The sequence below is a fragment of the Citrifermentans bemidjiense Bem genome (genome assembly GCF_000020725.1).
Taxonomy (GTDB): Bacteria; Desulfobacterota; Desulfuromonadia; order Geobacterales; family Geobacteraceae; genus Geomonas; species Geomonas bemidjiensis.
On sequence record NC_011146.1, the window covers coordinates 1,019,672 to 1,045,452 of the forward strand.

At 61.9% G+C, this 25,781-nt stretch carries 25 protein-coding genes and 1 pseudogene; 21 read left to right on the plus strand and 5 right to left on the minus strand.

Annotation, left to right across the window (positions count from 1 at the left end):
- The first annotated feature begins 4 nt into the window (after window positions 1-4).
- The 12 genes and pseudogenes from hldE to ptsP all read left to right on the plus strand — a co-directional run bounded on the left by hldE (window position 5) and on the right by ptsP (window position 11,121).
- Window positions 5-1,468 (plus strand): bifunctional D-glycero-beta-D-manno-heptose-7-phosphate kinase/D-glycero-beta-D-manno-heptose 1-phosphate adenylyltransferase HldE, encoded by a 1,464-nt coding sequence (hldE, locus tag GBEM_RS04300; protein ID WP_012529298.1) that lies wholly within the window; start codon window positions 5-7, stop codon window positions 1,466-1,468.
- Between the two features lie 25 nt (window positions 1,469-1,493).
- Window positions 1,494-2,423 carry a GDP-L-fucose synthase gene (gene fcl / locus GBEM_RS04305; protein WP_012529299.1) on the plus strand — a complete coding sequence of 310 codons (930 nt, stop codon included), beginning with the start codon at window positions 1,494-1,496 and terminating at the stop codon, window positions 2,421-2,423.
- Between the two features lie 113 nt (window positions 2,424-2,536).
- Window positions 2,537-3,112 (plus strand): LPS export ABC transporter periplasmic protein LptC, encoded by a 576-nt coding sequence (lptC, locus tag GBEM_RS04310; RefSeq protein WP_012529300.1) that lies wholly within the window; start codon window positions 2,537-2,539, stop codon window positions 3,110-3,112.
- On the plus strand, window positions 3,112-3,600 hold the full coding sequence (gene lptA / locus GBEM_RS04315; protein ID WP_012529301.1) for a lipopolysaccharide transport periplasmic protein LptA: 489 nt from the start codon (window positions 3,112-3,114) through the stop codon (window positions 3,598-3,600). Before lptC ends, lptA begins: the two co-directional genes overlap by 1 nt.
- On the plus strand, window positions 3,581-4,318 hold the full coding sequence (gene lptB / locus GBEM_RS04320; protein WP_012529302.1) for an LPS export ABC transporter ATP-binding protein: 738 nt from the start codon (window positions 3,581-3,583) through the stop codon (window positions 4,316-4,318). The genes lptA and lptB overlap by 20 nt, the downstream gene beginning before the upstream one ends.
- A 266-nt stretch (window positions 4,319-4,584) precedes the next feature.
- A complete protein-coding gene (gene rpoN / locus GBEM_RS04325; RefSeq protein WP_012529303.1) occupies window positions 4,585-6,132 on the plus strand; it encodes an RNA polymerase factor sigma-54 in 1,548 nt (515 codons plus the stop codon).
- Window positions 6,133-6,197: 65 nt separating this feature from the next.
- Window positions 6,198-6,746, plus strand: a complete 549-nt coding sequence (gene hpf / locus GBEM_RS04330; protein WP_012529304.1) for a ribosome hibernation-promoting factor, HPF/YfiA family — start codon at window positions 6,198-6,200, stop codon at window positions 6,744-6,746.
- A gap of 150 nt (window positions 6,747-6,896) precedes the next feature.
- A complete protein-coding gene (hprK, locus tag GBEM_RS04335) occupies window positions 6,897-7,847 on the plus strand; it encodes an HPr(Ser) kinase/phosphatase (protein ID WP_012529305.1) in 951 nt (316 codons plus the stop codon).
- A gap of 1 nt (window position 7,848) precedes the next feature.
- The gene (gene rapZ / locus GBEM_RS04340; protein ID WP_012529306.1) at window positions 7,849-8,712 is read left to right on the plus strand and encodes an RNase adapter RapZ; all 864 of its coding nucleotides are present in this window, start codon (window positions 7,849-7,851) and stop codon (window positions 8,710-8,712) included.
- Complete coding sequence (locus GBEM_RS04345) at window positions 8,709-9,104, plus strand: PTS sugar transporter subunit IIA (RefSeq protein ID WP_012529307.1); 396 nt, start codon at window positions 8,709-8,711, stop codon at window positions 9,102-9,104. The genes rapZ and GBEM_RS04345 overlap by 4 nt, the downstream gene beginning before the upstream one ends.
- Before the next feature lie 10 nt (window positions 9,105-9,114).
- Window positions 9,115-9,381 (plus strand): HPr family phosphocarrier protein, encoded by a 267-nt coding sequence (locus GBEM_RS04350; RefSeq protein ID WP_012529308.1) that lies wholly within the window; start codon window positions 9,115-9,117, stop codon window positions 9,379-9,381.
- Window positions 9,362-11,121: pseudogene (gene ptsP / locus GBEM_RS04355) on the plus strand (phosphoenolpyruvate--protein phosphotransferase). Before GBEM_RS04350 ends, ptsP begins: the two are co-directional and overlap by 20 nt.
- A 9-nt stretch (window positions 11,122-11,130) precedes the next feature.
- On the opposite strand, the gene GBEM_RS04360 reads toward ptsP, so the two are convergent.
- Window positions 11,131-11,898, minus strand: coding sequence for a phosphorylase family protein (locus GBEM_RS04360; protein ID WP_012529310.1), 768 nt, complete (start codon window positions 11,896-11,898; stop codon window positions 11,131-11,133).
- Window positions 11,899-12,049: 151 nt separating this feature from the next.
- On the opposite strand from GBEM_RS04360, the gene hpnJ reads away from it, so the two are divergent.
- The 4 genes from hpnJ to GBEM_RS04380 all read left to right on the plus strand — a co-directional run bounded on the left by hpnJ (window position 12,050) and on the right by GBEM_RS04380 (window position 15,598).
- Entirely contained in the window at window positions 12,050-13,471 is a 1,422-nt protein-coding gene (hpnJ, locus tag GBEM_RS04365) for a hopanoid biosynthesis associated radical SAM protein HpnJ (RefSeq protein ID WP_012529311.1), read from the plus strand.
- 7 nt (window positions 13,472-13,478) lie between these two features.
- Window positions 13,479-14,345, plus strand: a complete 867-nt coding sequence (gene hpnK, locus GBEM_RS04370) for a hopanoid biosynthesis-associated protein HpnK (RefSeq protein ID WP_012529312.1) — start codon at window positions 13,479-13,481, stop codon at window positions 14,343-14,345.
- Window positions 14,338-14,718, plus strand: coding sequence for an EamA family transporter (locus tag GBEM_RS04375; protein WP_012529313.1), 381 nt, complete (start codon window positions 14,338-14,340; stop codon window positions 14,716-14,718). The genes hpnK and GBEM_RS04375 overlap by 8 nt, the downstream gene beginning before the upstream one ends.
- A 115-nt stretch (window positions 14,719-14,833) precedes the next feature.
- Window positions 14,834-15,598, plus strand: a complete 765-nt coding sequence (locus tag GBEM_RS04380) for a DUF3108 domain-containing protein (RefSeq protein ID WP_012529314.1) — start codon at window positions 14,834-14,836, stop codon at window positions 15,596-15,598.
- Between the two features lie 152 nt (window positions 15,599-15,750).
- Here the strand turns inward: GBEM_RS04380 and asnS are convergent, their stop codons facing one another.
- Window positions 15,751-17,136, minus strand: a complete 1,386-nt coding sequence (asnS, locus tag GBEM_RS04385; protein ID WP_012529315.1) for an asparagine--tRNA ligase — start codon at window positions 17,134-17,136, stop codon at window positions 15,751-15,753.
- Between the two features lie 108 nt (window positions 17,137-17,244).
- Between asnS and GBEM_RS04390 the strand changes: the two genes are divergently transcribed.
- Window positions 17,245-17,631, plus strand: a complete 387-nt coding sequence (locus GBEM_RS04390) for a S41 family peptidase (RefSeq protein WP_012529316.1) — start codon at window positions 17,245-17,247, stop codon at window positions 17,629-17,631.
- A 1-nt stretch (window position 17,632) separates the two neighbouring features.
- A complete protein-coding gene (locus GBEM_RS04395) occupies window positions 17,633-17,998 on the plus strand; it encodes a glutaredoxin domain-containing protein (RefSeq protein ID WP_012529317.1) in 366 nt (121 codons plus the stop codon).
- 54 nt (window positions 17,999-18,052) lie between these two features.
- Here GBEM_RS04395 and GBEM_RS04400 read toward each other — a convergent pair whose 3' ends face one another.
- Window positions 18,053-19,027: an HD domain-containing phosphohydrolase gene (locus GBEM_RS04400; RefSeq protein ID WP_012529318.1), complete on the minus strand. Its 975-nt coding sequence runs from the start codon at window positions 19,025-19,027 to the stop codon at window positions 18,053-18,055.
- A 250-nt stretch (window positions 19,028-19,277) separates the two neighbouring features.
- Here GBEM_RS04400 and GBEM_RS04405 point away from each other — a divergent pair, with 250 nt between their 5' ends.
- The 3 genes from GBEM_RS04405 to GBEM_RS04415 all read left to right on the plus strand — a co-directional run bounded on the left by GBEM_RS04405 (window position 19,278) and on the right by GBEM_RS04415 (window position 21,252).
- Entirely contained in the window at window positions 19,278-19,457 is a 180-nt protein-coding gene (locus tag GBEM_RS04405) for a MerR family transcriptional regulator (protein ID WP_012529319.1), read from the plus strand.
- 110 nt (window positions 19,458-19,567) lie between these two features.
- On the plus strand, window positions 19,568-20,530 hold the full coding sequence (locus tag GBEM_RS04410; protein ID WP_012529320.1) for an HD-GYP domain-containing protein: 963 nt from the start codon (window positions 19,568-19,570) through the stop codon (window positions 20,528-20,530).
- 221 nt (window positions 20,531-20,751) lie between these two features.
- The gene (locus GBEM_RS04415; RefSeq protein WP_012529321.1) at window positions 20,752-21,252 is read left to right on the plus strand and encodes a chemotaxis protein CheX; all 501 of its coding nucleotides are present in this window, start codon (window positions 20,752-20,754) and stop codon (window positions 21,250-21,252) included.
- Between the two features lie 173 nt (window positions 21,253-21,425).
- Here the strand turns inward: GBEM_RS04415 and GBEM_RS04420 are convergent, their stop codons facing one another.
- Both GBEM_RS04420 and GBEM_RS04425 read right to left on the minus strand, forming a co-directional pair.
- On the minus strand, window positions 21,426-23,051 hold the full coding sequence (locus tag GBEM_RS04420) for a fumarate hydratase (protein ID WP_012529322.1): 1,626 nt from the start codon (window positions 23,049-23,051) through the stop codon (window positions 21,426-21,428).
- A gap of 224 nt (window positions 23,052-23,275) precedes the next feature.
- On the minus strand, window positions 23,276-25,774 hold the full coding sequence (locus GBEM_RS04425) for a lipoprotein (protein WP_012529323.1): 2,499 nt from the start codon (window positions 25,772-25,774) through the stop codon (window positions 23,276-23,278).
- Window positions 25,775-25,781 lie beyond the last annotated feature (7 nt).

Below are 25,781 nucleotides of genomic sequence, written 5' to 3' on the forward strand. Positions count from 1 at the left end.
TTTTGTGGAACGTAGGGAAGTAGAATCCTTTTTCGAGCGGGCCACTTCGATCCGGGCCCTCGTTGTCGGCGACCTGATGCTGGACGAGTACCTCTGGGGACGGGCGGAACGGATCTCGCCGGAGGCCCCGGTGCAGGTGGTGGAGGTGGCCAGAGAAGACCTCCGTCTCGGCGGCGCCGGCAACGTGGTGAATAACCTCGCCGCCCTGGGATGCCAGGTCAGCGTCTGCTCGGTGATTGGTAGCGACGAGAACGGAGCGCTCCTGCGCCGCGCCCTGGAGGAGAAAGGGGCGGGACTGGAAGGGCTTTTCGAGGAAGGCGAGAGAAGGACCAGCAAGAAGACGCGCGTGCTCGCGGCGAACCAGCAGATCGTCAGGATCGACCGGGAGACCAAGTCGTCCATAGCAGCCGCCAGCGAGCAGGGGATTATCGACTACCTTGCCGCCCGAAGCGGCGACTTCGACGTGATCGTGGTCTCGGATTACCTGAAAGGGGTCCTGACCCCGGCGGTCCTTTCGGCGGTCTGCCGCAGCGGCAGGGAACTGGGGATCCCGGTGGTGGTCGACCCCAAGGGAAACGACTACGGCAAGTACCGCGGCGCCACCATACTGACCCCGAACCGCAAGGAGGCGGAAATTGCCTCGGGGGTAGCCATCACGGACCAGGAATCGCTGCAGTGCGCAGCGAGCGGGCTTTTGTCCTGCCTGGAGCTGGACGCGCTTCTCATCACGCGCAGCGAGGCCGGGATGTCGCTCTTCCCGGCGGCCGGGGGGGCGGTTCATATCCCGACCGTGGCCCGCGAGGTGTTCGACGTGACCGGCGCCGGGGACACCGTGATCTCGGTCCTTTCGCTGGGGCTTGCCTGCGGCCTCACCATGGCTGACGCAGCCTGGATCGCCAACGTGGCGGCGGGGATCGCGGTCGGCAAACTCGGTACCTCGACGGTCGCCCCGCAGGAGATCGTCGCGGAGGTGGGGCACGGTGCTAAGGACAGCGACTCCAAGATCAAGAACCTGGACGTCCTGGCGCACGCCATAGCCCGCGAGCACTCCCGCGGCAAGAAGGTGGTCTTTACCAACGGCTGCTTCGACCTTCTGCACGTCGGGCACGTGAAGTACCTGCAAAAGGCGAGGGGGCTCGGGGACATCCTGGTGGTGGGGCTAAATACAGACGCCTCGGTCCGCCGCCTCAAGGGGGAGAAGCGCCCCCTCATCGAGGAGACGGAGCGGGCCCACATCCTGGCGGCGTTGGACTGCATCGACTACGTGGTGCTCTTCGACGAGGACACCCCCTTGAAGGTAATCGAGACGCTTGGGCCGGACATCCTGGTGAAAGGCGGCGACTACAGCATCGAAGGGGTGGTCGGGCGCGAGGTGGTGGAGGCCCGCGGGGGACGCGTGGAGTTGATCCAGTTCGTCGACGGCAGGTCCACGAGCCGCATCATCGAGAAGATCCTTTCCTCGTATTGAGAGTGGGGGGAGGGGGATAGAAGCGATGGATAAAGACGCGAAAATCTACGTCGCCGGCCACCGCGGCCTGGTCGGCTCCGCCCTGGTGCGGGAGCTCGCTCGCCTTGGCTACCGAAACCTGTTGCTGCGCGAAAGCCGTGAGCTTGACCTGCGCAACCAGGCGGATACGCTGGCCTTCTTCCAGGCGGAGCGTCCGGAATACGTTTTTCTCGCCGCGGCCAAGGTGGGCGGGATCGCGGCCAACAACAGCTTCCCGGCCGACTTCATCTACGACAATCTGATGATCCAGAACAACGTGATCCACTCCGCCTACCTGAACGGGGTCATCAAACTTTTGCTTTTGGGCTCCACCTGCATCTATCCGAGGCTCGCGCCGCAGCCGATCCGGGAGGAGGCGCTTCTGACCGGTCCGCTGGAGCCGACTAACGAGCCTTACGCCATCGCCAAGATAGCGGGAATCAAGCTGTGCCAGTCCTACAACCGCCAGTACGGCACCCGCTTCATCAGCGCCATGCCGACGAACCTCTACGGCCCCAACGACAACTTCGACCTCGACTCCTCGCACGTGCTCCCGGCGCTGATGAGGAAGTTCCACGAGGCGAAGGTCTCCGGCAGCCAGAGCGTCACCGTCTGGGGGAGCGGCACCCCTTACCGCGAGTTCGTCCACGTGGACGACGTGGCGCGGGCATCGCTCTTTCTCATGGAGCGCTACGAGGGATGGGAACCGGTGAACATAGGGAGCGGGCAGGAGCTGACCATACGGGAGCTGGCCGAAAAGATCCGGGAGGTGGTCGGTTTCACCGGGGAGATCGTCTTCGACAGCTCCAAACCGGACGGCACTCCCCGAAAACTCAGCGACGTAAGCCGCATCCACCAGCTTGGCTGGAGGCACGGCATCGAGCTTGTGCAGGGGCTCCGTGACACCTACGCCTGGTACCTCGGCAACCTCTGCTGACCGGCTGCAACCACTGTTTTGTACCCTTTTTCAAACTTTGTGCCAAAAGTAACGGTTTGGCCAAAATTGGCTTTACAGTGAAATTTTATGATGCTATACTTTGCAGCGGAATTATGAATAACTTCAATAATATCAAGCGATTTCTCGGTCTGGTGGCCATCGTAGCATCCCTTTTGGTGGTAGGAACAATTCTGTTGCGAATGGATCACGGTATGGTGCCGAAGCTGCCTGTAAGGAAGCTTCCGCTGCAGGTGGACATCTCGCTGCAGAAGTTCCACTACACGGAAACCAAACAGGGGGTGAAGCGGTGGGACCTTGCGGCCGAGAAAGCCGAGTACAACAAGAAAAAGGACCTGACCTCCCTTGCGACGGTACGGCTTACGGTGGCAGGTGCAGCGAAGTTCGGAGACCTGGTGATCACTGCTGACCGTGCGCTGTACCATAACGGGACCCGGGACGTGGTCCTGTCCGGCAACGTAACAGGGGTGAGCAGCAAGGGGCTTCGGTTCTCCGCCTCCAACCTGAGCTACTTGGCGTCTCGCTCCCTGCTGGTGAGCGAGGAACGGGTCCGCTTCAGCGACGGGGGCAACGAACTGGAAGGGGTAGGGATGGAGTTTCAGACGCAGACACGGAGGTTCAAGTTGAAAAAGGACGTGAGCGCCGTATTTCGGCAGCAGGAGGCCAGGTGATGCGGAGCGTCTTTTGCCAATTAATACTGTTGCTGCTGCTCGTTTCGGGGGCTGTTGCCGCGCCGATAAGCGGAAATGAGCCCCTGAAGGTTAAGTCCGACAACTTAACTGCCGATAACGAGAAGAAGACGGCGACCTTCGAGGGGAAGGTGGTTGCCCACCAGGGCGAGCTGACCCTGTACACGGACCGGCTGGTGGTGAGTTCCGCCGGCGACGGCAACGAGCTCTCCAAGGTGGAGGCATTCGGCAACGTCAGGATTCTGCAGGGGATTCGGCAGGCTACCGGGGGGCACGCGGTCTACGACCCGAAGCGGGGGGTGATTTTGTTGGACGGCAACCCCAGGGTCGTGGTAGGGGATGACGTGGTGACCGGGAAGGTTATTACCTACTTCATCAACGAGCAGAGAAGCATTGTAACCGGCGGCCCGAAGGAGCGGGTGGAAGCGGTCATTCACCCCGGAGGGAAAAATGTCGGCGCAAAACCGTAGCACCCTCTGCACCAAGGGGCTTGAGAAGGGGTTCAACAAGCGCATGGTAGTGCGCGGCGTGGACCTCGAGGTCTCGTCGGGAGAGGTGGTTGGGCTTTTGGGGCCCAACGGGGCCGGCAAGACGACCACCTTCTACATGGTCGTGGGGCTGTGCCGCCCGGACCAGGGGGAGGTCATCCTGGACGGCGAGCCGATCACGGCGCTTCCCATGTACCAGCGCGCCAGGCGCGGCATCAGCTATCTTCCCCAGGAGCCTTCCGTCTTCAGGCGCCTGAGCGTGAGGGACAACCTGATGGCGGTACTGGAGACCATGGACCTCGAAGAGGTTAGGCGCCGGGAGCGGGTCGAGGAGCTTTTGGGAGAATTCCGCATCGAGCACATCGCCGGGAGCAAGGGTTACGCGCTTTCGGGCGGCGAGAGGCGCCGGGTCGAGATAGCCCGGGCGCTCGCGACCGATCCGGCCTTCATCCTCCTGGACGAGCCGTTTGCCGGCATCGATCCGATCGCGGTGATCGACATACAGAGCATCATCACCACCCTGAAGGAAAAGGGGCTCGGGGTGCTGATCTCGGACCACAACGTGCGGGAGACCCTCGGGGTCTGCGACAAGGCCTACATCATGAGCGCCGGAGAGGTGCTGGAATGCGGGGACCCGGTCCAGATATCCCAGAGCAAGAAGGCCCGCGAGATCTATCTGGGCGATAAATTCAGGCTTTGACGGCGGCGACGTTCTTTGTTCTGTTTTTAATTCTTTCGTTTTAAAAAAATAATGCTTTCCCCGTTTTCCAAATCGCTTTCCGCGGTTATAATGAGCGTAGGCGCAAGTCATAACAGAGGCAGACTGTAGCCGAATAACGCACAGCAAGCGGAGAACCGGCAGCTTGTAACTGTTAAACCGGCAACTAACAACGCATAAACAGCACGTAGAACTTCATCCGCTTAGAAAGGAACTGTCGTAGCAGTACACGGATTCAGCGAGGACTTATGGCAATAGAGATGCGCCAGCAGATGAAAATGAGTCAGCAACTGGTGATGACGCCCCAGTTGCAGCAGGCCATCAAGCTCCTCCAGCTTTCCCGGCTGGAGTTGCAGGACGTAGTACGTCAGGAGCTGGAGGAGAACCCCATACTCGACGAGGTGATCGAGCAGGAGGAGATCCGGGAACCCGAGCAGATCGAGTTGCGCGAGAAGGAAGCCGAGCCGGAGGCCGCAGCGAGCGATTTCCAGGAAGTGCGGGCCGGCGAGGAGACGCGCGAGGCGGACTGGGATTCCTACATAGACGGCTACAACTACAGCTCCGGCGAGCAGTACTACGACGACGAGGACCGTCCCTCCTTCGAGAACCTCCTCACCAAGAAATCCACCCTGTTCGACCACCTGATGTGGCAGCTGAGCCTCACCCGCCTCACCGAGCGCGAGATTGTGGTAGGAGCCGAAATCATCGGCAACATCGACGAGGAGGGCTACCTCCGCGCCTCCCTCGAGGACGTAGCTTCCGCCTGCGTGCAGGTTGCCCCGTTTCAGGAAGAGATGCTCGAGTGGTCGGGGCTCGGCTCTGACGCCTGCGAGGAAGAGATCGCCGATGCTGCGGGCGGTTTCTCCACTGCCGTGCTGGTTCCGCTGGTCGATTCGGTGTTGAAGCGGATCCACGAATTCGACCCGGTCGGCGTCGGGGCTCGCGACCTGCGCGAGTGCCTCCTGATCCAGGTCGGCAGCCTCGGCATGGGGGGGAGCCTCGTGGAGTCGCTGTTGCGCGACCACCTTAAGGACCTGGAGAGCCACAAGTACAAGCAGGCCGCCAAGGTGCTGGGGGTGGAGGTGAACGACATCCTCGCCGCCACGAGGATCATCGCGGAACTCGATCCCAAGCCGGGGCGGGTCTTTGGCAGCGACGACGTGCAGTACATCTCGGCCGACATCTTCGTGCACAAGGTGGGTGAAGAGTACGTGGTGATGCTGAACGACGAGGGGATGCCCAACTTGAGGATCAACCCCATCTACGCCCCCGACGCCAAGAGCAGCCGCCCGGTGGACAAGGTGGCCGAGGATTACATCGGCGAGAAGATGCGCTCCGCCCTGTGGCTCATCAAGAGCATCCAGCAGCGCCAGCGCACCATCTTCAAGGTGGCCAAGAGCATCGTGAAGTTCCAGCGCGAATTTCTGGACCGCGGCATCGAGCACCTGCGCCCGCTGGTCCTGAGGGACATCGCCGAGGACATCGGCATGCACGAGTCCACCATCAGCCGTGTCACCACCAACAAGTACATGCAGACCCCGCAGGGGCTCTTCGAGCTGAAGTACTTCTTCAACTCCGGCATCTCGACCGGGGAGGGGGACTTCATCGCCTCCGAGAGCGTGAAGAGCAAGATCAAGGAACTGGTGGACAACGAGGACTCCAAGCGCCCCTACAGCGACCAGCGCCTGGCGGAACTCCTCTCGGACCACAACATCGTCATAGCCCGCCGCACCGTTACCAAGTATCGCGAGATGCTTCGGATCGGCTCGTCTTCGGAGCGCAAGAAGCATTTCTAAACGCGGGCGCCGCCGTCGGCCGGCGCGTGAGCCGCGTGTATTGACAATAAAGGGAGGTACTTATTATGCAAACAACCGTGACGTTCAGACACATGGAGCCGAGCGACGCTCTCAAGAGCTACGCAGAAGAGAAACTGGAGCGGGTTAAGAAATATATAGACGAGCCGATCGTCGTCCAGGTATTTTTGACCGTTGAGAAGATCCGTCACATGGCCGAGGTAACCATCACCGCCAAGGGGATCACCATCAAGGCCGCAGAAGAAACCAACGACATGTACGCCTCCATCGACGCAGTTTCGGACAAGATCGAGCGCCAGCTGCGCCGCTTCAAGGAGCGCATCAAGGCCCACAAGCCCGCCCCCGACGCCCGCGAGCGCCAGGTGCAAAAGAGCATCGTCGAGGCCCAGAGCATCGAAGAAGGGGCACAGGCCCCGGTCATCATCAAGACCAAGAGCTTCTCCATGAAGCCCATGTCCGTCGAGGAAGCCGTGATGCAGATGGAACTTTTGCACAAGGACTTCCTGGTCTACACCGAGTCCTCCACCGAGAAGATCAACGTCGTGTACCGCAGGAAAGACGGCAACTACGGCCTGATCTCCCCGGAGATCGCCTGATCGCCGGCACGCCGGCAGCCATGCTGAAAAAGGGAGCTTTTAGCTCCCGGTAAAGGATAGGGAGGCGCCCCCCGTGGCGCCTCCCATCATCTACGGCCCCTTCTGGGGCTTTTCGCTTGCACGGGGGAAAGGTCGACGCAATTGACAAGCATGAGCCTCAGCATCAAGGATCTTCTGGAAGACAAGGCCTACGGCCTGGACCTGCAGCTGCTCGGCGGCGAAGCGGGACTGGCCAACCGTCTCTACAGTTCCCGCATCCAGAAACCGGGGCTCGCGCTCACCGGGTACACGGAGCACCTGCACCCGGATCGGGTCCAGGTACTGGGCAACACCGAGATCTCCTACCTGAGCCAGATCCCCGAGGAAGTGGGGAGCCGGCACATCGAGAAGCTCTGCAGCTACCCCATCGCCTGCTTCATCGTCACCAAGGGGCTCGATCCCCCCGAATTCCTTAAGAAGAGTGCCCAGGATGCCGGAATCCCGCTTCTGGGCACGCACCACCAGTCCTCCACCTTCATCTCCCTCATCACCAAGTTCCTGGAGGAGAGCCTGCTCCCCTCGACCCACATCCACGGCGTGCTGGTAGACGTCCTGGGGGTGGGGGTGCTGCTCTTAGGCAAGAGCGGCATAGGCAAGAGCGAGTGCGCCCTCGACCTGGTGATCCGCGGACACCGGCTGGTCGCCGACGACGTGATCCACATCAAGAAGAAGATGCCGGCGGCGCTGGTCGGGCAGGCGGGAGAGTCGATCCAGTACCACATGGAGATCCGGGGCTTAGGGATCATCAACGTCAAGGACCTCTACGGGGTCTCCTCCATCCGGGAAAAGAAGATCATCGACATGGTCCTGGAGCTCATGGAGTGGGACGCAAGCCAGGAGTACGAGCGCCTGGGGATCGACGAGCCGATGAAGACCATCCTGGGCGTGGACCTGCCGCACCTGAAGATCCCGGTACGTCCGGGCAGGAACCTCACCTCCATCATCGAGGTGGCCGCCAGGAACTTCCTGCTGAAGGGGATGGGGTACCACTCCGCCCGGGAATTCCACGAAAAGCTCCTGGCCCGCCTGGAATTCCGGCCGTTGGGCAACGAGGTGGAATAGCATGCGCATCGTCATCATAACCGGGCTCTCGGGCTCGGGAAAATCCACCGCCGTGCGCGCCCTGGAGGACGAGGGGTTCTTCTGCCTGGACAACCTCCCGGTCTCCCTCGTTACCACCTTCATCGAACTGGTAGAGCACTCGCGCGAGGACATAAAAGACGTAGCTCTCGTGATGGACATCCGCTCCCGCGACTTCATCAAGGGGTACGACCAGGTCTTCCAGGCCATCGCCTCCGCCGGGCACAGCGTCAAGATCTTCTACTTCGACGCGACCGACGAGGTGCTGATCCGCCGCTTCTCCGAGACCCGGCGCCGGCACCCGGCGCTTGAGGGGGCGACGGTCCCCGAGGGTATCCGCTTCGAGCGCGACCAGCTAGCGGGCCTAAGGCGCATCGCCACGGCGATCATCGACACCTCCGAGATGAACGTGCACCGCCTGAAAGAGCTGGTGATCGGGCTGGTAAAGGGGGGGGAGGGTGTGCTGGAGATGCAGGTGAACCTGCAGTCCTTCGGCTTCCGCTACGGCCTGCCGCTGGAGAGCGACCTGGTCATGGACGTGCGCTTTCTCCCGAACCCCTACTTCGTGGCCACGCTGCGCCCTTTCTCGGGGCTGGACCAGGGGGTGCGGGAGTACGTCATGGGGCACAAGGAAACGGTGGTCTTCCTGGAGCACTTCAGGGACATGCTGGAACTCCTGCTCCCCAGTTACCGCAGGGAGGGGAAGTCGTACCTCTCGGTCTCCATCGGCTGCACCGGCGGCAGGCACCGCTCGGTCGCCATCGCGGAGGAGCTTTACAACTACTTCCGCCAGAGAAACGTGAACATCAAGATTACACACAGGGACATAGATAAGGGGTTGGGATGATAGGATTGCTTTTGGTAGCGCATGCCGGTGTGGCCAGCGAGCTCTTGGCCGCGGCGGAGATGATAGTAGGCAAGCTGGAACTTGCCGAGGCAGTGGGGGTGACCCCGGACGCTTCCGCAACGGACGTGATGGCCGCCATCAAGGACGCTGTGGCCCGGGTCTCGGAGGGGGGCGCCATCATCATGACCGACATGTTCGGGGGGACCCCTTCCAACATGAGCATCTCCTTTCTCGAGGAGGGGCGCGTCGAGGTGCTTACCGGCGTGAACCTCCCCATGCTGATCCGCTTCACCCAGGAGCGCGGCCGCTGCACCGTGGGGGAATTGGGTCTCAAGCTCAAAGAGAGCGCCGTCGAGGGGATCACCGTAGCCGGTGACTACCTGAAGAAATAAAAGGTCAACTATGATTCAGGGTGAATTCGTCATACCTAACAAGCTGGGACTGCACGCCAGGGCCTCCGCGCTCTTGGTCAAGACGGCGAGCCGCTTCGCCTCCGAGATCAGGATTGAGCGCGAGGGGATCGAGGTGAACGGCAAGAGCATCATGGAGATCATGATGCTGGCCGCGGGGAAGGGGAGCACCGTCGTGCTCAAGGTCGAGGGGCCGGACGACGCCGAGGCGTTCGCGGCTATCGGGGAGCTGATCCGCAATGGGTTTGGAGAGGAGTGATTCCAAAGAGCTGAAGGGGATCGGCGCCTCCGCCGGGATCGCCATCGGCGAGGTCCGCATCACGGACCGGCGCCGGGTGCCGGTGACCGAGGTGGTGGTGGCGCACGAGGAGATCCCGGGAGAGGTGGCACGCTTCGCCAAGGCGATCGAGCGGGCCAAGGGGGAGCTCTGCGCCCTCAAGGACCAGCTCTCCAGCACCCACGGCCCGGAACACCTCTGTGTCATCGACGCGCACCTGATGCTTTTGGACGATACCATGCTGGTGGGCGAGACCACCCAGTACATAGAACGGCTCGGCATCAACGCCGAAGGGGCGCTCAAAAGGACCCTGACGCGCTTCAAGTCCTTCTTCGACGGGGTGGAGGACGACTACCTGCGCGAGCGCGGCAACGACGTGGAGACGGTGGTCGAGCGGGTGCTCAGGAACATGGTAGGGCAGAAGCAGGAGTCCATCGCCAAGATCGAAGGGAAGGCGATCGTGGTGGCCCACGACCTCTCCCCGGCGGACATCCTGCAGATCGACAAGGAGAAGGTGATCGGCTTCATCACCGACCTGGGGGGAAGACCTCCCACTCCTGCATCCTGGCGCGCGCCTTCGAGATCCCGGCAGTGGTGGGTCTGGAGCGGGCCACGCTCGAGGTGGGGGAGGGCGATACCCTGATTGTCGACGGCGCCACCGGCGTGGTCATAGTCAACCCGGGCGTCGAGCAGTTCAGGGACTACCTGCAGAAAAAGCAGCGCTACGAGTACGTGGAAAGGGAACTGCTGAAGCTGCGGGACCTGCCGGCCGTGACTCTCGACGGCCACCGGATGCGGCTAAAGGGGAACGTCGAGTTCATCGAGGAAGTGGCCGGCATCCACCGGCACGGCGGCGAGGGGATCGGCCTGTACCGCACCGAGATGCTCTTCTTGAACCGGAGCACGCTTCCCGGCGAGGAGGAGCAGTTCGAGGCCTACGCGGCGCTGGTGAAGAATATGGCCCCGCAACCGGTGACCATCAGGACGCTGGACATAGGCGGCGACAAGTGCCTTACCGACCTGGAACTTACCGACGAGATGAACCCGGCCCTGGGGGTAAGGGCGATCCGCTTCTCGCTGCGTCAGCCCGAGGCCTTCAAGGCCCAGCTCCGGGCCATCCTCCGGGCCAGCGCCTTCGGCGAAGTCCGCCTCTTCTTCCCCATGGTCTCCGGGGTGGCCGAGGTACGCGCCGCCAAGGCGCTCCTGGAGGAAGCAAAATCAGAGCTGCGCGGGCGCCATCCGTTCGATGAAAAGATCCAGGTCGGCATCATGATCGAGATCCCGTCGGCCGTGGTCATCGCCGACCTCTTAGCCGCGGAGGTCGACTTCTTCAGCGTCGGCACCAACGATCTCATCCAGTACACCCTCGCCATCGACCGCACCAACGAACATTTGTCCTCGCTTTACGAGCCGTTGCACCCGGCGGTGCTCCGTTCCCTGAAGATGGTGGTGGACGCGGCCCACGGCGCGGGAATCGACGCCTGCATCTGCGGCGAGATGGCGGGGGAGCCGGAGTACCTCCCGGTCCTTCTCGGTCTCGGCTTCGACGAGCTTTCCATGAACGCGGTCTCCATACCGCGGGTCAAGAAGATCCTGCGCCGCTGCAGCATGGAGGAGGCCCGCCAGGTCGCCTCGCGCGCCCTTTCCTTTTCGACCGCGGCCGAAGCGGACGCCTACTTGAAGGGAGAGATAGCGGCACGCTTCTCCGAAAGCTTCGATTGACCCTTTTGTTTACTGCGTTTCGCTAAGCACCAAAAGCGCCAGCTCCACCCCGAGCGCCAGGTTTGCCCCCGCTACCTTGGAGTTCCGCGCCAGCCGGATGAACTGCGGTACCAGCGAAGGTCTCTTGGCCAGGGTGAGCACGAGCCGCCACGGGCTCAGGTTCAGCTCCGAGTCGCAGATCTCGGCGATGTCGAAGCCAAGTTCTTCCTCTGCCGGGTCGCTCACCCCTCTGAGCGCCACTGCTTCGATTCCGGCTTTTTCGGCCTCCCGGAACACCGCAGCACTCTCCATTTCCAGCACCGGTTCGTGAATCGATCCCTCCAGCGTCTGCGCGAGCGCGCGCTTGTTCACCACACCGGTGGCGGTGATGAAGGAGCCGGGCCGGGAAGAGAGCCCGTGTTTGCGGCAGCTTTCCAGGATCGGGGAGGTCAGCGGCAGAGGAGGTGTGAGCACCTCGCTCAGTCTCCCCCCGGCAAGCGCGAAGACCCGCTCGGCCAGCACCAGGTCGCCTACGGTTAGGCCGGGGAGCACGCCGCCGCAGAACCCGAAGTTGAGGATCACATGCGGCGAGGCGCTCCGGATCAGGGTTGCCGTGGCAAGAGCCGCGTGGTCGGGCCCCATCCCGGATTCGATCAGGGCGACGCGGGTACTGCCGCAGTCGAAGCGGTACAGGTTGAACCCGGAGATCTTTTCCTTCTGGAACCGCCGCACCCGTCGCAAAAGCGGGGCTATCTCCTGGGGCATGGCGGCCACCGCCCCGAGGCACTCTGTCTTCATGGCCAGGCGCTCCTGTAGTTTGGTTCGCGCACTTTAACAGAGCGGGGCTTTTGCCGCAATGTCAAAGAGGGTTAACTTGACAAACTGGATGCGCCGACATATAGTCAGGCCTCTAATTTTTGTGTGATACTGCTAATCTGGAGGGTGAATCATGAAGCCGCTATTTCTGAACCCGCCGACCTTCGAGGACTTCGACGGGGGGGCCGGTGCGCGCTACCAAGCCTCCCGCGAGGTTACCTCCTTCTGGTTTCCCGGCTGGCTTACCTATCCCGCAGGGATGATCCCCGGAGCCCGGGTCGTGGATGCCCCGGTGCAGCGGCTCGATCTCGATGCCTGCCTGAAGATCGCCAAAGAGTTCGACATGGTGGTGATGTACACCTCCACCCCGACGCTCGCCATCGACGTAGAAACCGCCCGCCGCGTCAAGGCCCAGAACCCCGCCACCGTCACGGTGCTGACCGGCCCCCACGTGAGCGTCCTCCCCGAGGAATCGCTTCGCTTCGCCGCCGGCGCCGTCGACATAGTCTGCCGCGGCGAGTTCGACTACTCCACCAAGGAGCTTTGCGAAGGGAAGCCGCGTGCGGAGGTGGAGGGCATCAGCTTTCTGCAGGACGGGAAGGTGGTGCACACCAAGGACCGCCCCCCCATCGCCGACCTCGACAGCCTCCCCTTTGCAAGCCAGGTCTACCATCGCGACCTTCCCATCGATGAGTACGTCATCCCGCATTTCCGGCACCCTTACGTCTCCATCTACGCCTCCCGCGGCTGCCCCTCGCGCTGCATCTACTGCCTGTGGCCCCAGACCTTCTCCGGGCGGACCCTGAGGAAGAGGAGCCCGCAGAACGTGTATGAAGAGGTGCGCTGGATCAAGGAGAACCTCCCCCAGGTGAAGGAGATCTCCTTCGACGACGACACCTTCACCGCCGACCGCGAGCACGCCAAGGCGATTGCCCGGGCCATCAAGCCGCTCAACGTCTCCTGGGTGATCAACGCGCGGGCCAACTGCGACTACGAGACGCTCAAGGAGTTGCGCGACGCCGGGATGCACCACGTGGTGGTCGGCTACGAGACGGGGAACGAGCAGATCCTGAAGAACATCAAGAAAGGGGTCACCAAGGCGCAGGCCATCGAGTTCACCCGCAACTGCCACAAGCTCGGCCTCACCATACATGGCGCTTTCGTGCTGGGGCTCCCCGGGGAGACCAGGGAGACCATCAAGGAGACCATCGCCTACGCCATAGATCTCAACCTCACCTCGATCCAGGTCTCGCTCGCCTCCCCCTATCCCGGCACCGAGTTCTACGATATGGCGCTCAAGGAGGGGTGGATCGCCTCGGACAGCTTCCTGGATGCCAGCGGGCACCAGAAATGCGTCATCAACTATCCCGACCTCTCCAATAAGGAGATCTTCGACGCGGTCGAACTCTTCTACAACAAGTTCTATTTCCGCCCCCGTTACATCGCGCGCAGCCTCTTCAGCATGCTGGTCGACTCCGCCCAGCGCAAGAAGCTTCTCAAGGAGGGGGCGCAGTACCTAAGCTACATGAGAAAGCGCAAGCAGACCTGCGCCTAGGAAGTCGATGAAAGAGCTAGTGATCAACGCGGACGACTTCGGTCTTTCCAATGGCGCCAACGAGGGCGTCTATCGGGGGTGGGAGGACGGGGTACTGACCAGCGCCTCGCTCATGGTCGGGGGGGACGCCTTCGACGAGGCTGTGGCGTACGCCCGCGCCAATCCACTCCTGCAGGTCGGGCTGCACCTGACCCTGGTGCAGGGAAGCGGCGTGCTGACGCAACACGGACTGCCGCCGTTGACCGACGCAAGCGGCTGCTTCGGCGACGACCCGGTGCTGGCGGGGATGCGTTTTTTCTTCCTGAAGCCCTTGAGAAAGAAGCTGCACCAGGAGATCGAGGCGCAGATCCGGAAGTGCCTCGATGCCGGGGTGGAACTTTGCCACATCGACGGGCACCTGAACATCCACATGCACCCGGTGGTGTTCGACATCCTCTGCGAGCTGATGCCGCGCTATGGCATCAAAAGCTTCCGGCTCACCCGGGAGAACTTGGCTGCGAACCTCGCCCTCGACCGAAAGAGGGTCGTCGGGAAATGCGCCGACGCCTTCATCTTCGCCTCGCTCGCCAAGCGCTGCCGCCCGATGCTCGACCGGCTCGGTATCCGGTACGCCGCCGAGGTGAAGGGGCTGCTCAATTCGGGGCGGATGACGGAACAGTACCTGCTGCGGGCGCTGGAGGGCGTGGGGGAAGGTCTCACCGAGATCTATTTCCATCCAGGCCGCCGTCCCTGCGAGACGCTGGAGCGCCGGATGCCGGATTACCTGCACGACCAGGAACTGGCCGCTTTGACCAGTCCGAAAACGGCGCAGAAGCTGGCCCAGTTGGGGATACGGCTCAGAAATTACCGTGGAGAGGAAAAGACGTATGCTTAAGACCGTTGTGGTCATGCTGATGGCGGTCACCGCCGGAACCATCGGGGACGTGCTGCTCGCCAGCGGCATGAAAGAGCTGGGCGATCTCTCTACCATGAATTTCAGGGGGATACTGAAAGTCTCCCAGCAGGCGCTGACCACGCCGAAACTGGTGCTGGGAACCGCGATGCTCGCCATCTTCTTCTTCCTGTGGCTCGCGGTCCTATCCTGGGAAGACTTATCCGTGGCGCTGCCGATGCAGGCCTTAAACTATATACTGGTGGCCTTTTTGTCTCAGTACTTCCTGCACGAGATAGTGAGCCCCATGCGCTGGGCCGGAACCATCCTGGTGGCGGTCGGCGTTATAATGATAACCAAGAGTTCCGGCGCCTAATCTTCTTTTAAGACGATCATAGAAGAAGCGCCTGTCGTGGGTAGCTGTGTAACATTAGATAAAACCTAGGCTTTTTCCCTTGAAAAATAATTCCAAGTGGATATAAGCTGTAGTCATGAAAATTTCCGTCCTCATTATACTGGCCGCATTACTCATTCCCCTGCATGCTTTTCCCGCCTCAGCCTTCAGCAACAACGAAAAGCTGGTCTACGACGTAAGTTGGACCGGCTTGAAGGCCGCCACCTCCGTGCACGAGGTTTCCACCAAAGGAAACGAGATGCACATCGTTTCCACCACGCGCTCCAACTCTTGGATCGACACCTTCTTCAAGGTCGACGACCGCGCCGAATCCGTGATCATCCGCGGCAGCGGCGACCGCTTCGGGACCCCGAAGTACTCCCGCAACAAGATCCAGGAGGGGAGCCACCGCAGGTTGAAAGAGGCCTTCTTCGACCCGCAGGAGTTAAAGGTGGAGTCGCGGAACCTTTTGGATAAGTCCAAGCATGTCGACAAGATCAGCGCCAATACCTTTGATTCCCTTTCCTGCGTCTACTACGTCAGGACCCTGGAGCTGGTCCCCGGGAGGTCCGTCTACGTCGACATCTACGACTTCAACACGCTCTGGAATACCGAAGTGAAGGTGCTCAGGCGCGAGGAAATCAGCACCCCGCTGGGCAGGTTCAAGACCATCGTGGTGAAGCCGATTATGAAGGCCGAAGGTTATTTCTCCCGTACCGGCGACGTCACCGTCTGGCTTACCGACGATTCCCTGCGTATCCCGGTGAAGATGACCACCAAGGTGAAAATCGGCAAGATCACCGCCACCATTTCCGGCGGCAGTTACTGGCCCGCCAACGGCGACCGCACCGCCAGCAACTAGAACCAAAGACGCCAATAGAGACAGCACCGCAAAAAAAAACAAAGAAGGGCCGGCAAAGCAGCTACAAGCTGACCCGCCGGCCCCTTTTCGTTGAGCCTTCGGTAGGTGGTGTTTCGTTGTCAATTGTCAATCGTCAATTGTTAATTGCTATCCTAGAATTCCGCGTGCCTCGGCGTCCTGGGGAAAGGAATCACGTCCCTGATGTTCTCCATCCCGGTCAGGTACATGATCAGCCTTTCGAACCCGAGGCCGAACCCCGCATGCGGGGTCGAGCCCCAGCGCCTGGTGTCGAGGTACCAGGAAAGCGACTCCGGCTCGATCCCGACCTCCATCATCCGGCCGATCAGCGGCTCTAACCGCTCCTCGCGCTGGCTCCCCCCGATGATCTCTCCCACCTTGGGGACCAAGAGGTCCATGGCGGCGACGGTCCTGCCGTCGTCGTTGAGCCTCATGTAAAATGCCTTGATGTCCTTGGGGTAGTTCATTATGAAGACCGGGCCGCCGACCACCTGCTCGGTCAGGTAGCGCTCATGCTCGGACTGCAGGTCGAGCCCCCACTCCACCGGAAACTGGAAGGAGACCGGCGCCTTCTTGAGCCGCTCGATCGCCTCGCCGTAATCCATCCTGGCGAAGGAGGCCTGCGCCACCCCCTCTATCCGCTCGATGAGCCCCTTGTCGATCTGTGCGTTGAAGAACCGCATGTCGTCGTCGCAGTTGTCCAGCGCGAAGCGGCAGAGCCTTTTCAGAAAGGCCTCGGCCAAGTCGGCGTCGTCGGAGAGGTCGGCGAAGGCCATCTCCGGCTCGATCATCCAGAACTCGGCGGCGTGCCGCGCCGTGTTGGAGTTTTCCGCGCGGAAGGTGGGGCCGAAGGTGTAGATGTCGGAGAAGGCCTGGGCGAAGAGTTCCCCCTCCAGTTGCCCGCTCACGGTAAGGCCGGTGGCTTTAGCGAAGAAGTCCTGCGCGAAGTCGATCTCACCCTCGACCCGGGGCGGGTTGTTCAGGTCCAGCGTGGTGACGCGGAAGAGTTCCCCCGCCCCCTCGCAGTCGTTGGCAGTGATGATGGGGGTGTGCACGTATAGAAAGCCGCGCTCGGCGAAGAAGCGGTGCACCTCCTGGGCCAGCGCCGACCGGACGCGGAACACGGCGCCGAAGGTGTTGCTGCGCACCCTCATGTGGGCGATGGTGCGCAGGTATTCGAAGCTGTGCCGTTTTTTCTGCATCGGGTATTCCTGGTCCGCCGTACCCACCACTTCTACCGAGAGCGCCTTCAGCTCCAGTTCCTGCCCCGCTGCAGGCGACTCCTGCAGCACGCCGGTCACGGTGAGCGCGCTTCCTGTGCCAAGCGCGGCAACCTCTGCATAATTGGCAAGCTCCGGCTCGGCCACCACCTGTATCCCCGCCAGTGTCGATCCGTCGTTCAGGGAGATGAAGGTCACTCCCTTGCCGGTCCGCACCGTCCTCGCCCACCCCTTGAGCAGTAAAGTCTCGCCCGGCCGTCCCTCGCTCAGTGCCTGTTTTACCCTGGTTCTCGCTGTCATGTGAGCCGCTCCGCTGGTAGATTTTAATGACCATTTATAGCATACAGGTCAGGCCACAGCAAAAGCATAGTTGACAATCCACCCGGGGTTCGTATAGGTTTGCTCCCTATGATGAAGAGTATTTTCGCCCTATTGCTTTGCCTGTTCCTGATGGCGCCGGCCGCTTCCGGCAAAGAGCCCGGTTTCGGAGGAGTCGGTATCGACGGCGTCCCCAGGGCCGACGGCACCATCGTGGTGAGGCAGCTGGTGGCTGGCGGGCCGGCGCATCTGGCCGGAATCAAGGCGGGGGACGTGATAACCCAGGTGGACGGGACGCCGACTGTTGGGAGCGACTTCAAGTTCATCGTAGAGCGCAGGCTGCGCGGGCGGGCCGGAAGCCCCGTGCTCATCCTGGTGCGGCGGCCGGGGAACCCGAAGACGCTCAGTTTCAACATGGTGCGGCGGCAGTTGAAGCTTGATGGGGCCGGGAAAAAAGGTACCCAAAAGGGGGAGTGACATGCGTAGATTCATGACAACAGCATTGGCGGTTTTCCTTCTGCTTCCGCTTTCGGGCCTAGCCGCGGGGCAGATGCCGCAGAGCCCGCTAGGTCAGCACGCTCCGGCGCAGAAGTATCCCAAGGTAGTACTGTTCTCGACCTCGTGGTGCCCGCACTGCAAGGCCGCGAAGGAATTTTTCACCCGCAACGACATCCCCTTCATCAACCGCGACGTCGAACTCGACAGCGATGCGATGGAGCTTTTGACCGGGAAGTACAAAAGCCAGGGAGTGCCGGTCATCGTGATTGGGGATGACGCCCAGGTGCTGAAGGGATTCGACGAGGGGCGGGTGCGAAAGGCCTTGGATCAATACCGGAAGAAGTAACCTGGCGGGCAGCATGAGAGGCACACGAAGGGGGGCGCGATGCGCTCCCTTTTTTTATCCCTGCACTTCGGCCTCTTCGGCCAGAACCTCCAGAAGGACCTCCACCAGGCGCGGCGCCAGGTGGTTTCCCTTCATCTCGTTCATGGTCCCGATCGTCTCGTCACGGGTGAATCCCTTGCGGTAGGGGCGGTCCATGGTCAGGGCGTCGCAGATGTCGGCGGTCGCCACTATCTGCGCCTCGATCGGTATCCGGTCTCCGTCCAGCTTCTGTGGGTACCCCTTGCCGTCGTAGCGTTCGTGGTGGTAAAGGACGATGTTCTGCACCGTCTTCGATAGGTTCGCCTTGCGCACCACCTCGCATCCCCATTCCGGGTGCTTCATCACGACCTGAAACTCCTCGTCGGTCAAGCCGCGCTCCGCGTTCAGGATCGCCTCAGGCACCCCGATCTTGCCGCAGTCGTGCAACCAACTGCCGTACCTGATCTCCTGCTTTATCTCCTCGGACACCCCCAGCCGCTCCGCGATTTTAATGGCGAGGGTGGCCACGCGATCGCAGTGCCCCTTGGTGGAGGCATCCTTCAGCTCGATGGTCTGCGCCAGCGAGAACAGGATGAACTCGTCCTCGCGCTTGAGCGACTGCAGCACGCGGTACCTGCGGATGCCGTCTTTCACCGCACGCAGCATGTCCGCCTTCTTCCACGGCTTGAGCACGAAACGAAAGACTTCGCCGCTGTTGATGGCGGCCAGTGTGGTGGAGAGGTCGGCGCTTCCGGTCATCATGATCTTCACCGTGTGCGGCGAGACCTCCTTGATCTTTGACAGCAGTTCTATTCCACGCATCCCCGGCATCTCGTTGTCCGAAATGACTACGGCGACATTCTGCTCCTCGACGATCTTCAGCGCCTCCAGTGCGGACGCAGCAGTCAGTACGTTGAGCCCCCTGTTCTCGAAGACCCCTCTGGTGTAGGCGAGGTAGCTTCTCTCGTCATCGACGAAAAGGATGGTTTCGCGTTCTTGTTTGTTGGGCATTGGTTTATCTCCGGCAGGCACAGTTCATTAAGCAGTGTGCCTTGTACTTATCGGCAGAAGTTCCCATGAGAAAAGGGAAAAAAATTAAGGCTGGCGATCTCGGTGATATTTCAGCGGGAAGCTGCGCTTGGCGCCGCTTGACACGCTAGGCAAGAGCGGTACCATGCATCTGGGAGCTGTAATTAAAACGACGCCGGTTTTGTTTTCTTAATTTCTCGATCTTCGGGAAGAGCTGGCAAAGGGGTAGACCATGCTGATAACGAAGACCTGGTACACCATCTCGGAAGCGGCCCAGAAATTCGGGGTGGAAGAGGAGCGGCTCAGGGTGTGGATCGAGGAGGGGGTGATCCGGACCGAGGAGGAAAATGGGGTGGTCCGGGTAAACGGGGACGACTTGGAATTGAAGATCGAGGAACTGACCGGGATATAGCCGTTAAAATGGAAAAAGCCCTGCTGGCCCTTAAGCTCATGAGCGTGCTGCCGATATAGTTCCTGTGCCCACCAACGCAGGGGGGCAACGGTAACAACGGAGGTGGCGCCATGGGGGAGATGTACGTACCCGTCAGCATAGAAAGCATCCAGGCCGATCTTTTCCCGGATGTGGCCCTTTACATCAGAAGTGGTGAAAAATACATCCTTTACAAGAGCCATGGCCGCAATTTCACCGCCAGCGACCAGGAACGGCTCATGGAAAACAAGGTGGAGTTCCTCTTCGTAAGTCCGGCCGACCTGGAGGTGATCACGACCTTCATGGAGAACAACGCCGAGCGCGTGTTGAAGGACAATACGCTGCAGGCGAAGACCAAGGGAAAGATCATCTACCAGACCTCCATCAACTTCGTGGGGGACATCTTCGAACACCCAGAGAAGGTCTCGGATTTTTCCCGTAGCAAGCGGCTGGTGGAAAACCTGCTGCAGTACCTGGCCAGCGACCGCGATTCCTTCAATTCCCTGGAAAGCGTGATGGCCCACAACTACTACACCTTCGTGCACAGCCTGCAGGTGACCGCGCTGTCGGTGCTGCTGCATGCGGAGGCCTACCTTCTGTCCCACGACGAAATGCTCGACGTCGGTATCGGGACTCTCCTGCACGATTTCGGCAAGGTATTCGTTGCGCCAGCGATCCTGAACAACGAAGGGAAGCTCTCCAAGGCCGAGATCGAGGAATACCGCAAGCATCCGGAAGAGGGGTACCAGTACCTCAAGAAAAACACCAGGCTTTCCGAGATCTCCCTCGGAGTCGTGCGCTGTCATCACGAGCGCAACAACGGCAACGGGTATCCCCAGGGGCTGAAAGGGCCGGCCATTTCCCGCAGCGCGCAGGTCGCCGCCATCTGCGACGTCTACTGCACCTTAACCATCGACCGTGCCTGCCGTAAGGCCCTCAGTTCCGCCATTGCCGTCTCCATCATGAAGCAGGAGATGAAGGGCTCGTTCAACGAGCGGCTGCTCGATGTACTGGAAGGGATCGTCTGCACCGAAAACCCGGCGCAGTTCTTGTGAACCAATTGACAATTGACAATGGACAATTGACAACGAAATACAAACCACTACCACGCAGCGGGCAGTGTCCAGTCCAACTTGAAGCATTGGGGATAATGAAAAAGGGACGGGCCTGGCGCTAGTTATGAATACCACGGCATTTAGTTGTCAATTATCAATTGTCAATTGTCAATTGGTTTAAGACCAAGCGTCAATTGCCAATTGAACCTCAGGAGGTTGCCTTGAGCAGTATCACGTTCGAAGAAATCATGTTCACCATCATGTCCGCCACGCAGGATACCTTCAAGAGCTACATGAACACAGACATCTTCGCGGGGAAGGTGGAAAAGAAGATAAACCCGCTGCATAGCGACGTGGTCGGCATCGTCGGGGTCGCCGGAGACCGGGTCGGCTACATCCTCTTCGCCACCGAGAAAGGGTCGGCCGAGCAGATAGCGAAGGAACTCATGATGATGGACGAGGCGGACGACGAATCGATCAACGACGCGGTGGGCGAGGTGGTCAACAACATCGCCGGCGTGTTCAAGACCAAGTACCACGAGCAGTACGGCAGCGTGGCGCTGGGACTTCCCCTGGTACTCTCCGGCCGCCTGAGGCCGATCACCGACCCTCCCGAGCAGGCGGCTAGCGACGGGAGCATGGTGGTTCAATGCAAGGGGGTAACCATCCCCTTCACCACCATGGACGGCAGGCTCACGTTCCGGGTCATGGTCTACATGTAACGGCTGGGGCTAGGGGCTAGGGGCTGGATAGACTGCACGGCCACCGGTCCTGTTTATACGGCTCCTCCTCAGCTACTCCTCCAACGGAAAAGCCCCCGCTGCCTTGACGGCAACGGGGGCTTTTCCGTTTCGCTGTTACAGCTTGGGGGCCGTAGCCCTAGGCGCGAAGGCGCCTAGATGCCCAGCTGCTTGAAGAAGTCGTTCCCCTTGTCGTCCACCAGGATGAACGCCGGGAAGTCCTCAACCTCTATCTTCCAAACCGCCTCCATGCCGAGCTCGGGGAAGTCGATGCACTCGACCTTCTTGATGTTCTCCTCGGCCAGGATGGCAGCCGGGCCGCCGATGGAGCCCAGGTAGAAGCCGCCGTGCTTCTTACAGGCGTCGGTGACCTGCTGGGAGCGGTTGCCCTTGGCGATCATGATCATGGAGCCGCCGTTTGCCTGCAGGAGGTCGACGTAGGAGTCCATGCGACCGGCGGTGGTGGGGCCGAAGGAGCCGGAGGGCTTCCCTTTCGGGGTCTTCGCCGGGCCCGCGTAGTAGATCGGGTGGTTCTTCAGGTACTCGGGAAGCGGCTTGCCGGAGTCGAGTATCTCCTTGAACTTGGCGTGGGCGATGTCGCGGCCGACCACGATGGTTCCGGAGAGGAGCAGCGGCGTGGAGACCGGGTGCTTGGTCAACTCGGCAAGGACGTCCTTGAGCGGCTGGTTCAGGTTGATCCTGACGCCGTGCTCGTGCTTGCCGCGGAAACGCTCGGGGATCAGGCGGCCCGGGTTGTCGTCCATCTGCTCGACCCAGATCCCTTCCTTGTTGATCTTCGCCTTGATGTTGCGGTCAGCGGAGCAGGAGACCCCCATGCCGACCGGGCAGGAGGCGCCGTGGCGGGGCAGGCGGACGATGCGCACGTCGTGGGCGAAGTACTTGCCGCCGAACTGCGCGCCGATGCCGGATTCCTGGGCCGCCTTGAGGAGCTGCTGCTCGAGCTCGACGTCGCGGAACGCCTGGCCACCGTCGTTGCCGGAGGTGGGGAGGGCGTCCAGGTATTTGGCGCTGGCGAGCTTCACGGTCTTCAGGCACGCCTCGGCGGAGGTGCCGCCGATGGCGAAGGCCAAGTGGTACGGCGGGCAGGCCGCGGTCCCGAGGGTCTTCATCTTGGCGACCAGAAACTTGATCAGGCTGTCCGGGTTAAGGAGCGCCTTGGTCTCCTGGTAGAGATAGGTCTTGTTGGCGGAGCCGCCCCCCTTGGCCATGAAAAGGAACTTGTACTCGGCCCCTTTGGTCGCGTAGACGTCGATCTGGGCCGGGAGGTTGGTGCCGGTGTTGATCTCCTTGTACATGTCCAGAGCCACGGTCTGGGAGTAGCGCAGGTTCTCCTCGGTGTAGGTCTTGTAGACCCCCTTGGAGAGGTACTCCTCGTCGTTGGCGCCGGTCCAGACCTGCTGCCCTTTCTTGCCCATGACGATGGCGGTGCCGGTGTCCTGGCAGATGGGGAGTTCGAGCTGCGCTGCGACCTCTGCGTTTCTCAGGAAGGCGAGGGCGACACCCTTGTCGTTTTGGGAGGCTTCCGGGTCGGCGAGGATCTTGGCTACCTGCTCATTGTGCTCCGGGCGCAGCATGAAGGAGAGGTCCTTCATGGCGGCGTTGGCCGCGATGGTAAGCGCCTCGGGCGCCACCTTGAGGATCTCCTGCCCCTCGAAGTTGGACACCGACACGTACTGCTTGGAATCCGGGATCAGGCGGTACTTGGTGCTGTCCGGTCCGAGCGGGAAGGCTTCCTGGTACTTGAACTCTGGAGTTGCCATCGATTCTCTTCTCCTTTTGCTGGGATGATGGTGACAATCTACTCTATCGGCTCCTGCCGGGACTGAAGGCAGGAAAAATTTGTATACAGTATCCCGGAATATATTGCAAAAGGCTCACTTTGTCGAGAGGGAATTGAAGCCAAGCGCGCCCCTGGAGCAGAAAAGCCCCCCTGCCGGGCGGAGGGGGGCTTTCATGAACTGCGGCGGGAGGCGGAGCTCTCCGTCTACTTGGGAGAGCCGAACACCTTCATGGTACGGGGCGGGGTGATGCGGTACTCTATCCTCCCTCCGGTCCCGACCGGGACCTTGGGGAGGGCAGGCGAGACCACGGTCGGGTCGACGGCAATCCCGTTCAGGACGAAATACACCATCTGCCTCTGCATGAGCCTGAGCGTTTCCGGCGAGCCGGCGAGGTCGATGAAGGAGCCGTGCTTGGCGTCCGGCTGGTCGAACTGGAAGTACCCTTCGCGGGGGGCGGTCGCCGTCGCGCTCCCGGCGGCGGGCGCCACCTTGGGGACCGGCAGGCCGCCGGCGAGGGTCATCATGAAGGGGGCGGGGACCCGCCCGGAGAGGTAGCTCAACTGGTCGAAGCCCGGTGCCGTCGCCCGCGCCTCCGGGGTTCCCAGCACCTCGCGCCCCCCAAGCGCGTTGCCGAGATAGCGCGTGCTGGAGTTGGGGATGACTATGTCGCCGTTAGTAGGGCGGCCTGAGGCGTCGAAGCTCGTGCTGGTCGCCTCCTGCATCAGGACCCTTCCGGAGAGGCGCGACGGCAGCGGAGTCCCGTTCGCTAGGTTGGGAAGCGGCGTGGTCATGGTGGCCGGGTCGGCCGGGTCGACAACCGACTGGGTGAGCTGGAAGAACTGGTGGTAGAGCGGCGTCCCCGGCTCGATGCCGTGAGCCGCGAGCCCGGCGACGATTCCCGGGCCGAAGTCGGGGCTGTCCCTCAAGAGGTAGGCGACGCGGCCGCCGGGGACGTTCAGGAGCCCTTTCATGTCGGCGTCGAGCGTTGCCTGCGTGTAGGGAGGGGTACCCGGCGCTGCCGACAAGGTGGTGTTCCCGGCGAGGAAGTAGGCGCCGACGATGGCGCCCAGGCTCATGCCGACGAACTTAGGTTTCACGAGCGGGTTGGGGGCGTTGGCCCCGAGCGCCGCGAACCCCTGCGAGGCGAGCGCCGGGTCGAAGGAGGGGGGGGCCGCCACCAGTTCTAACCGGTGCAGGTTCAAGGCCGCCTGCTGTATGTTGGTGCGGGTGGCAAGCGGCGCGCCGAGCGCTATGAAGTCCTCCCCCCATGCGGTGCCGGTCGTGTGCCCCGGGAGGGCGAGTGCGCCATGCAGCGGGAGGTCGATGGCGACCACAGCGAAACCCGCCCCAGTGAGACTCCCGGCCAGGGCGATGACGTCCTCCTTGGGGCGGTTGATGCTGGGCTGGTAGATGGCGAGCGGCCATCCCCCTGCAGGGGGAGCGCCGGCCGGTGCGAGGTACACGAAGGGGATCTGGCGCTCGGAGTGGTAGAAGCCGGTGAGCCTGTGCGTCGCCGGATCTCTGAACGGCTGCAGCACGGCGCTGGCCGCGCTGTAGCGCCCGAAGGGGAGGTTGAGATTCATGGTAGTACTCCCGCGCGCGACCGTAGGGCTCACCGAGATATCGGCGCTGGTGAAGCTGCCGGTCGCGACGGCGCCGACGCTCGCCGGTGGGGAGGCGCTGAGACCTGTCCCCGCAAGCACAGCTGACCAGTAACCCTGCGGGGTAAGGCCGGCTGGGGTGGTTACGGTGACCGAGTTGAGGCCGGCGCCGATCCAGTTCTTGCCGGGAAGCCCCCCGGGCACCCCGCTCCCCGCGGCGAAGGCGCGCAAGGCGCTCTCCACCGGGACGATACTTGCCACCGGCGCCGCCGGGTCCGTGGCTATGAACTGCGCGGCGGTGGTATTGAAGCGCCCGATCAGCGCGACCTGGTCCCGGCTCGACACGCTGGTTTGAGCCGGGGCGGCGGTGAGATCGTCGAGGACCTTCCGGTATCCGGAGAAGACGACGTTGCCGGCCTGGTCGGTGCGGTTGGCGCGGATTGCCTCCAGCGGCTGGAACGGCCCTGCCAGCGGGAGCGGGGACTTGAGGGCTGCGAAGTAGACCGAACTGCTCACCGCGCCGCCGGTCGAGGCGTCCCGCACCCGGTCGGAAACCAGGTAGAGGTAGCGGGTGGCCGGAAGCAGTGGAAACCTCGGGAATAAAGAGACGTCGCTGCTGCCGGGGGTGTAGCTGAAGCTGAAGTTGCCGGTGACATCGGCGAAGCGCAGCGGCTGGTTCTCCGTCGCATCGGGTGCGGGGGTGTCGGCTTGGATCCGGAACACCTTGATGTTGTCGCCGGTGACGCTGGCTGGGACCAGGGGGCTGGCGAACCGGATGTAGATCGGGGCGTTGACGCCGGCGACGGCGCCGCTGCCGCCGACCTCGTAGATGTTGACGTAGGCCAGCGCCTCCAGCGGGCTCATGGGCGTGTTGGGGGGGCGTAGCCCGACGTTGCCGGTAACGGGGTCCGTGTACTGGGTGAGGGGGTCCTTGGCGTTCGCGGTGGCGAGGACGTTGGGGAGCGGGATAGTGCCGCTGGCGGGGTCGAAGAGGGCGGTGTTGGGGCTCGCCTCCTGGGAGACCGCGCCGTCGTAACCGCACCCGGCGAGCGCCAGGAGCAGGATGATGCAGCAAAGCACACGTTGCGTCTGCCTTGTCATATGACCT

What these genes read in the sequence shown, in the direction of transcription:
- fcl (WP_012529299.1), top strand. Translation starts at nt 1,494, where the DNA reads ATGGATAAAGACGCGAAAATCTACGTCGCCGGCCACCGCGGCCTGGTC.
- lptC (WP_012529300.1), top strand. Translation starts at nt 2,537, where the DNA reads ATGAATAACTTCAATAATATCAAGCGATTTCTCGGTCTGGTGGCCATC.
- lptA (WP_012529301.1), top strand. Translation starts at nt 3,112, where the DNA reads ATGCGGAGCGTCTTTTGCCAATTAATACTGTTGCTGCTGCTCGTTTCG.
- lptB (WP_012529302.1), top strand. Translation starts at nt 3,581, where the DNA reads ATGTCGGCGCAAAACCGTAGCACCCTCTGCACCAAGGGGCTTGAGAAG.
- rpoN (WP_012529303.1), top strand. Translation starts at nt 4,585, where the DNA reads ATGGCAATAGAGATGCGCCAGCAGATGAAAATGAGTCAGCAACTGGTG.
- hpf (WP_012529304.1), top strand. Translation starts at nt 6,198, where the DNA reads ATGCAAACAACCGTGACGTTCAGACACATGGAGCCGAGCGACGCTCTC.
- hprK (WP_012529305.1), top strand. Translation starts at nt 6,897, where the DNA reads ATGAGCCTCAGCATCAAGGATCTTCTGGAAGACAAGGCCTACGGCCTG.
- rapZ (WP_012529306.1), top strand. Translation starts at nt 7,849, where the DNA reads ATGCGCATCGTCATCATAACCGGGCTCTCGGGCTCGGGAAAATCCACC.
- GBEM_RS04345 (WP_012529307.1), top strand. Translation starts at nt 8,709, where the DNA reads ATGATAGGATTGCTTTTGGTAGCGCATGCCGGTGTGGCCAGCGAGCTC.
- GBEM_RS04350 (WP_012529308.1), top strand. Translation starts at nt 9,115, where the DNA reads ATGATTCAGGGTGAATTCGTCATACCTAACAAGCTGGGACTGCACGCC.
- GBEM_RS04360 (WP_012529310.1), bottom strand. Translation starts at nt 11,898, where the DNA reads ATGAAGACAGAGTGCCTCGGGGCGGTGGCCGCCATGCCCCAGGAGATA.
- hpnJ (WP_012529311.1), top strand. Translation starts at nt 12,050, where the DNA reads ATGAAGCCGCTATTTCTGAACCCGCCGACCTTCGAGGACTTCGACGGG.
- hpnK (WP_012529312.1), top strand. Translation starts at nt 13,479, where the DNA reads ATGAAAGAGCTAGTGATCAACGCGGACGACTTCGGTCTTTCCAATGGC.
- GBEM_RS04375 (WP_012529313.1), top strand. Translation starts at nt 14,338, where the DNA reads ATGCTTAAGACCGTTGTGGTCATGCTGATGGCGGTCACCGCCGGAACC.
- GBEM_RS04380 (WP_012529314.1), top strand. Translation starts at nt 14,834, where the DNA reads ATGAAAATTTCCGTCCTCATTATACTGGCCGCATTACTCATTCCCCTG.
- asnS (WP_012529315.1), bottom strand. Translation starts at nt 17,136, where the DNA reads ATGACAGCGAGAACCAGGGTAAAACAGGCACTGAGCGAGGGACGGCCG.
- GBEM_RS04390 (WP_012529316.1), top strand. Translation starts at nt 17,245, where the DNA reads ATGATGAAGAGTATTTTCGCCCTATTGCTTTGCCTGTTCCTGATGGCG.
- GBEM_RS04395 (WP_012529317.1), top strand. Translation starts at nt 17,633, where the DNA reads ATGCGTAGATTCATGACAACAGCATTGGCGGTTTTCCTTCTGCTTCCG.
- GBEM_RS04400 (WP_012529318.1), bottom strand. Translation starts at nt 19,027, where the DNA reads ATGCCCAACAAACAAGAACGCGAAACCATCCTTTTCGTCGATGACGAG.
- GBEM_RS04405 (WP_012529319.1), top strand. Translation starts at nt 19,278, where the DNA reads ATGCTGATAACGAAGACCTGGTACACCATCTCGGAAGCGGCCCAGAAA.
- GBEM_RS04410 (WP_012529320.1), top strand. Translation starts at nt 19,568, where the DNA reads ATGGGGGAGATGTACGTACCCGTCAGCATAGAAAGCATCCAGGCCGAT.
- GBEM_RS04420 (WP_012529322.1), bottom strand. Translation starts at nt 23,051, where the DNA reads ATGGCAACTCCAGAGTTCAAGTACCAGGAAGCCTTCCCGCTCGGACCG.
- GBEM_RS04425 (WP_012529323.1), bottom strand. Translation starts at nt 25,774, where the DNA reads ATGACAAGGCAGACGCAACGTGTGCTTTGCTGCATCATCCTGCTCCTG.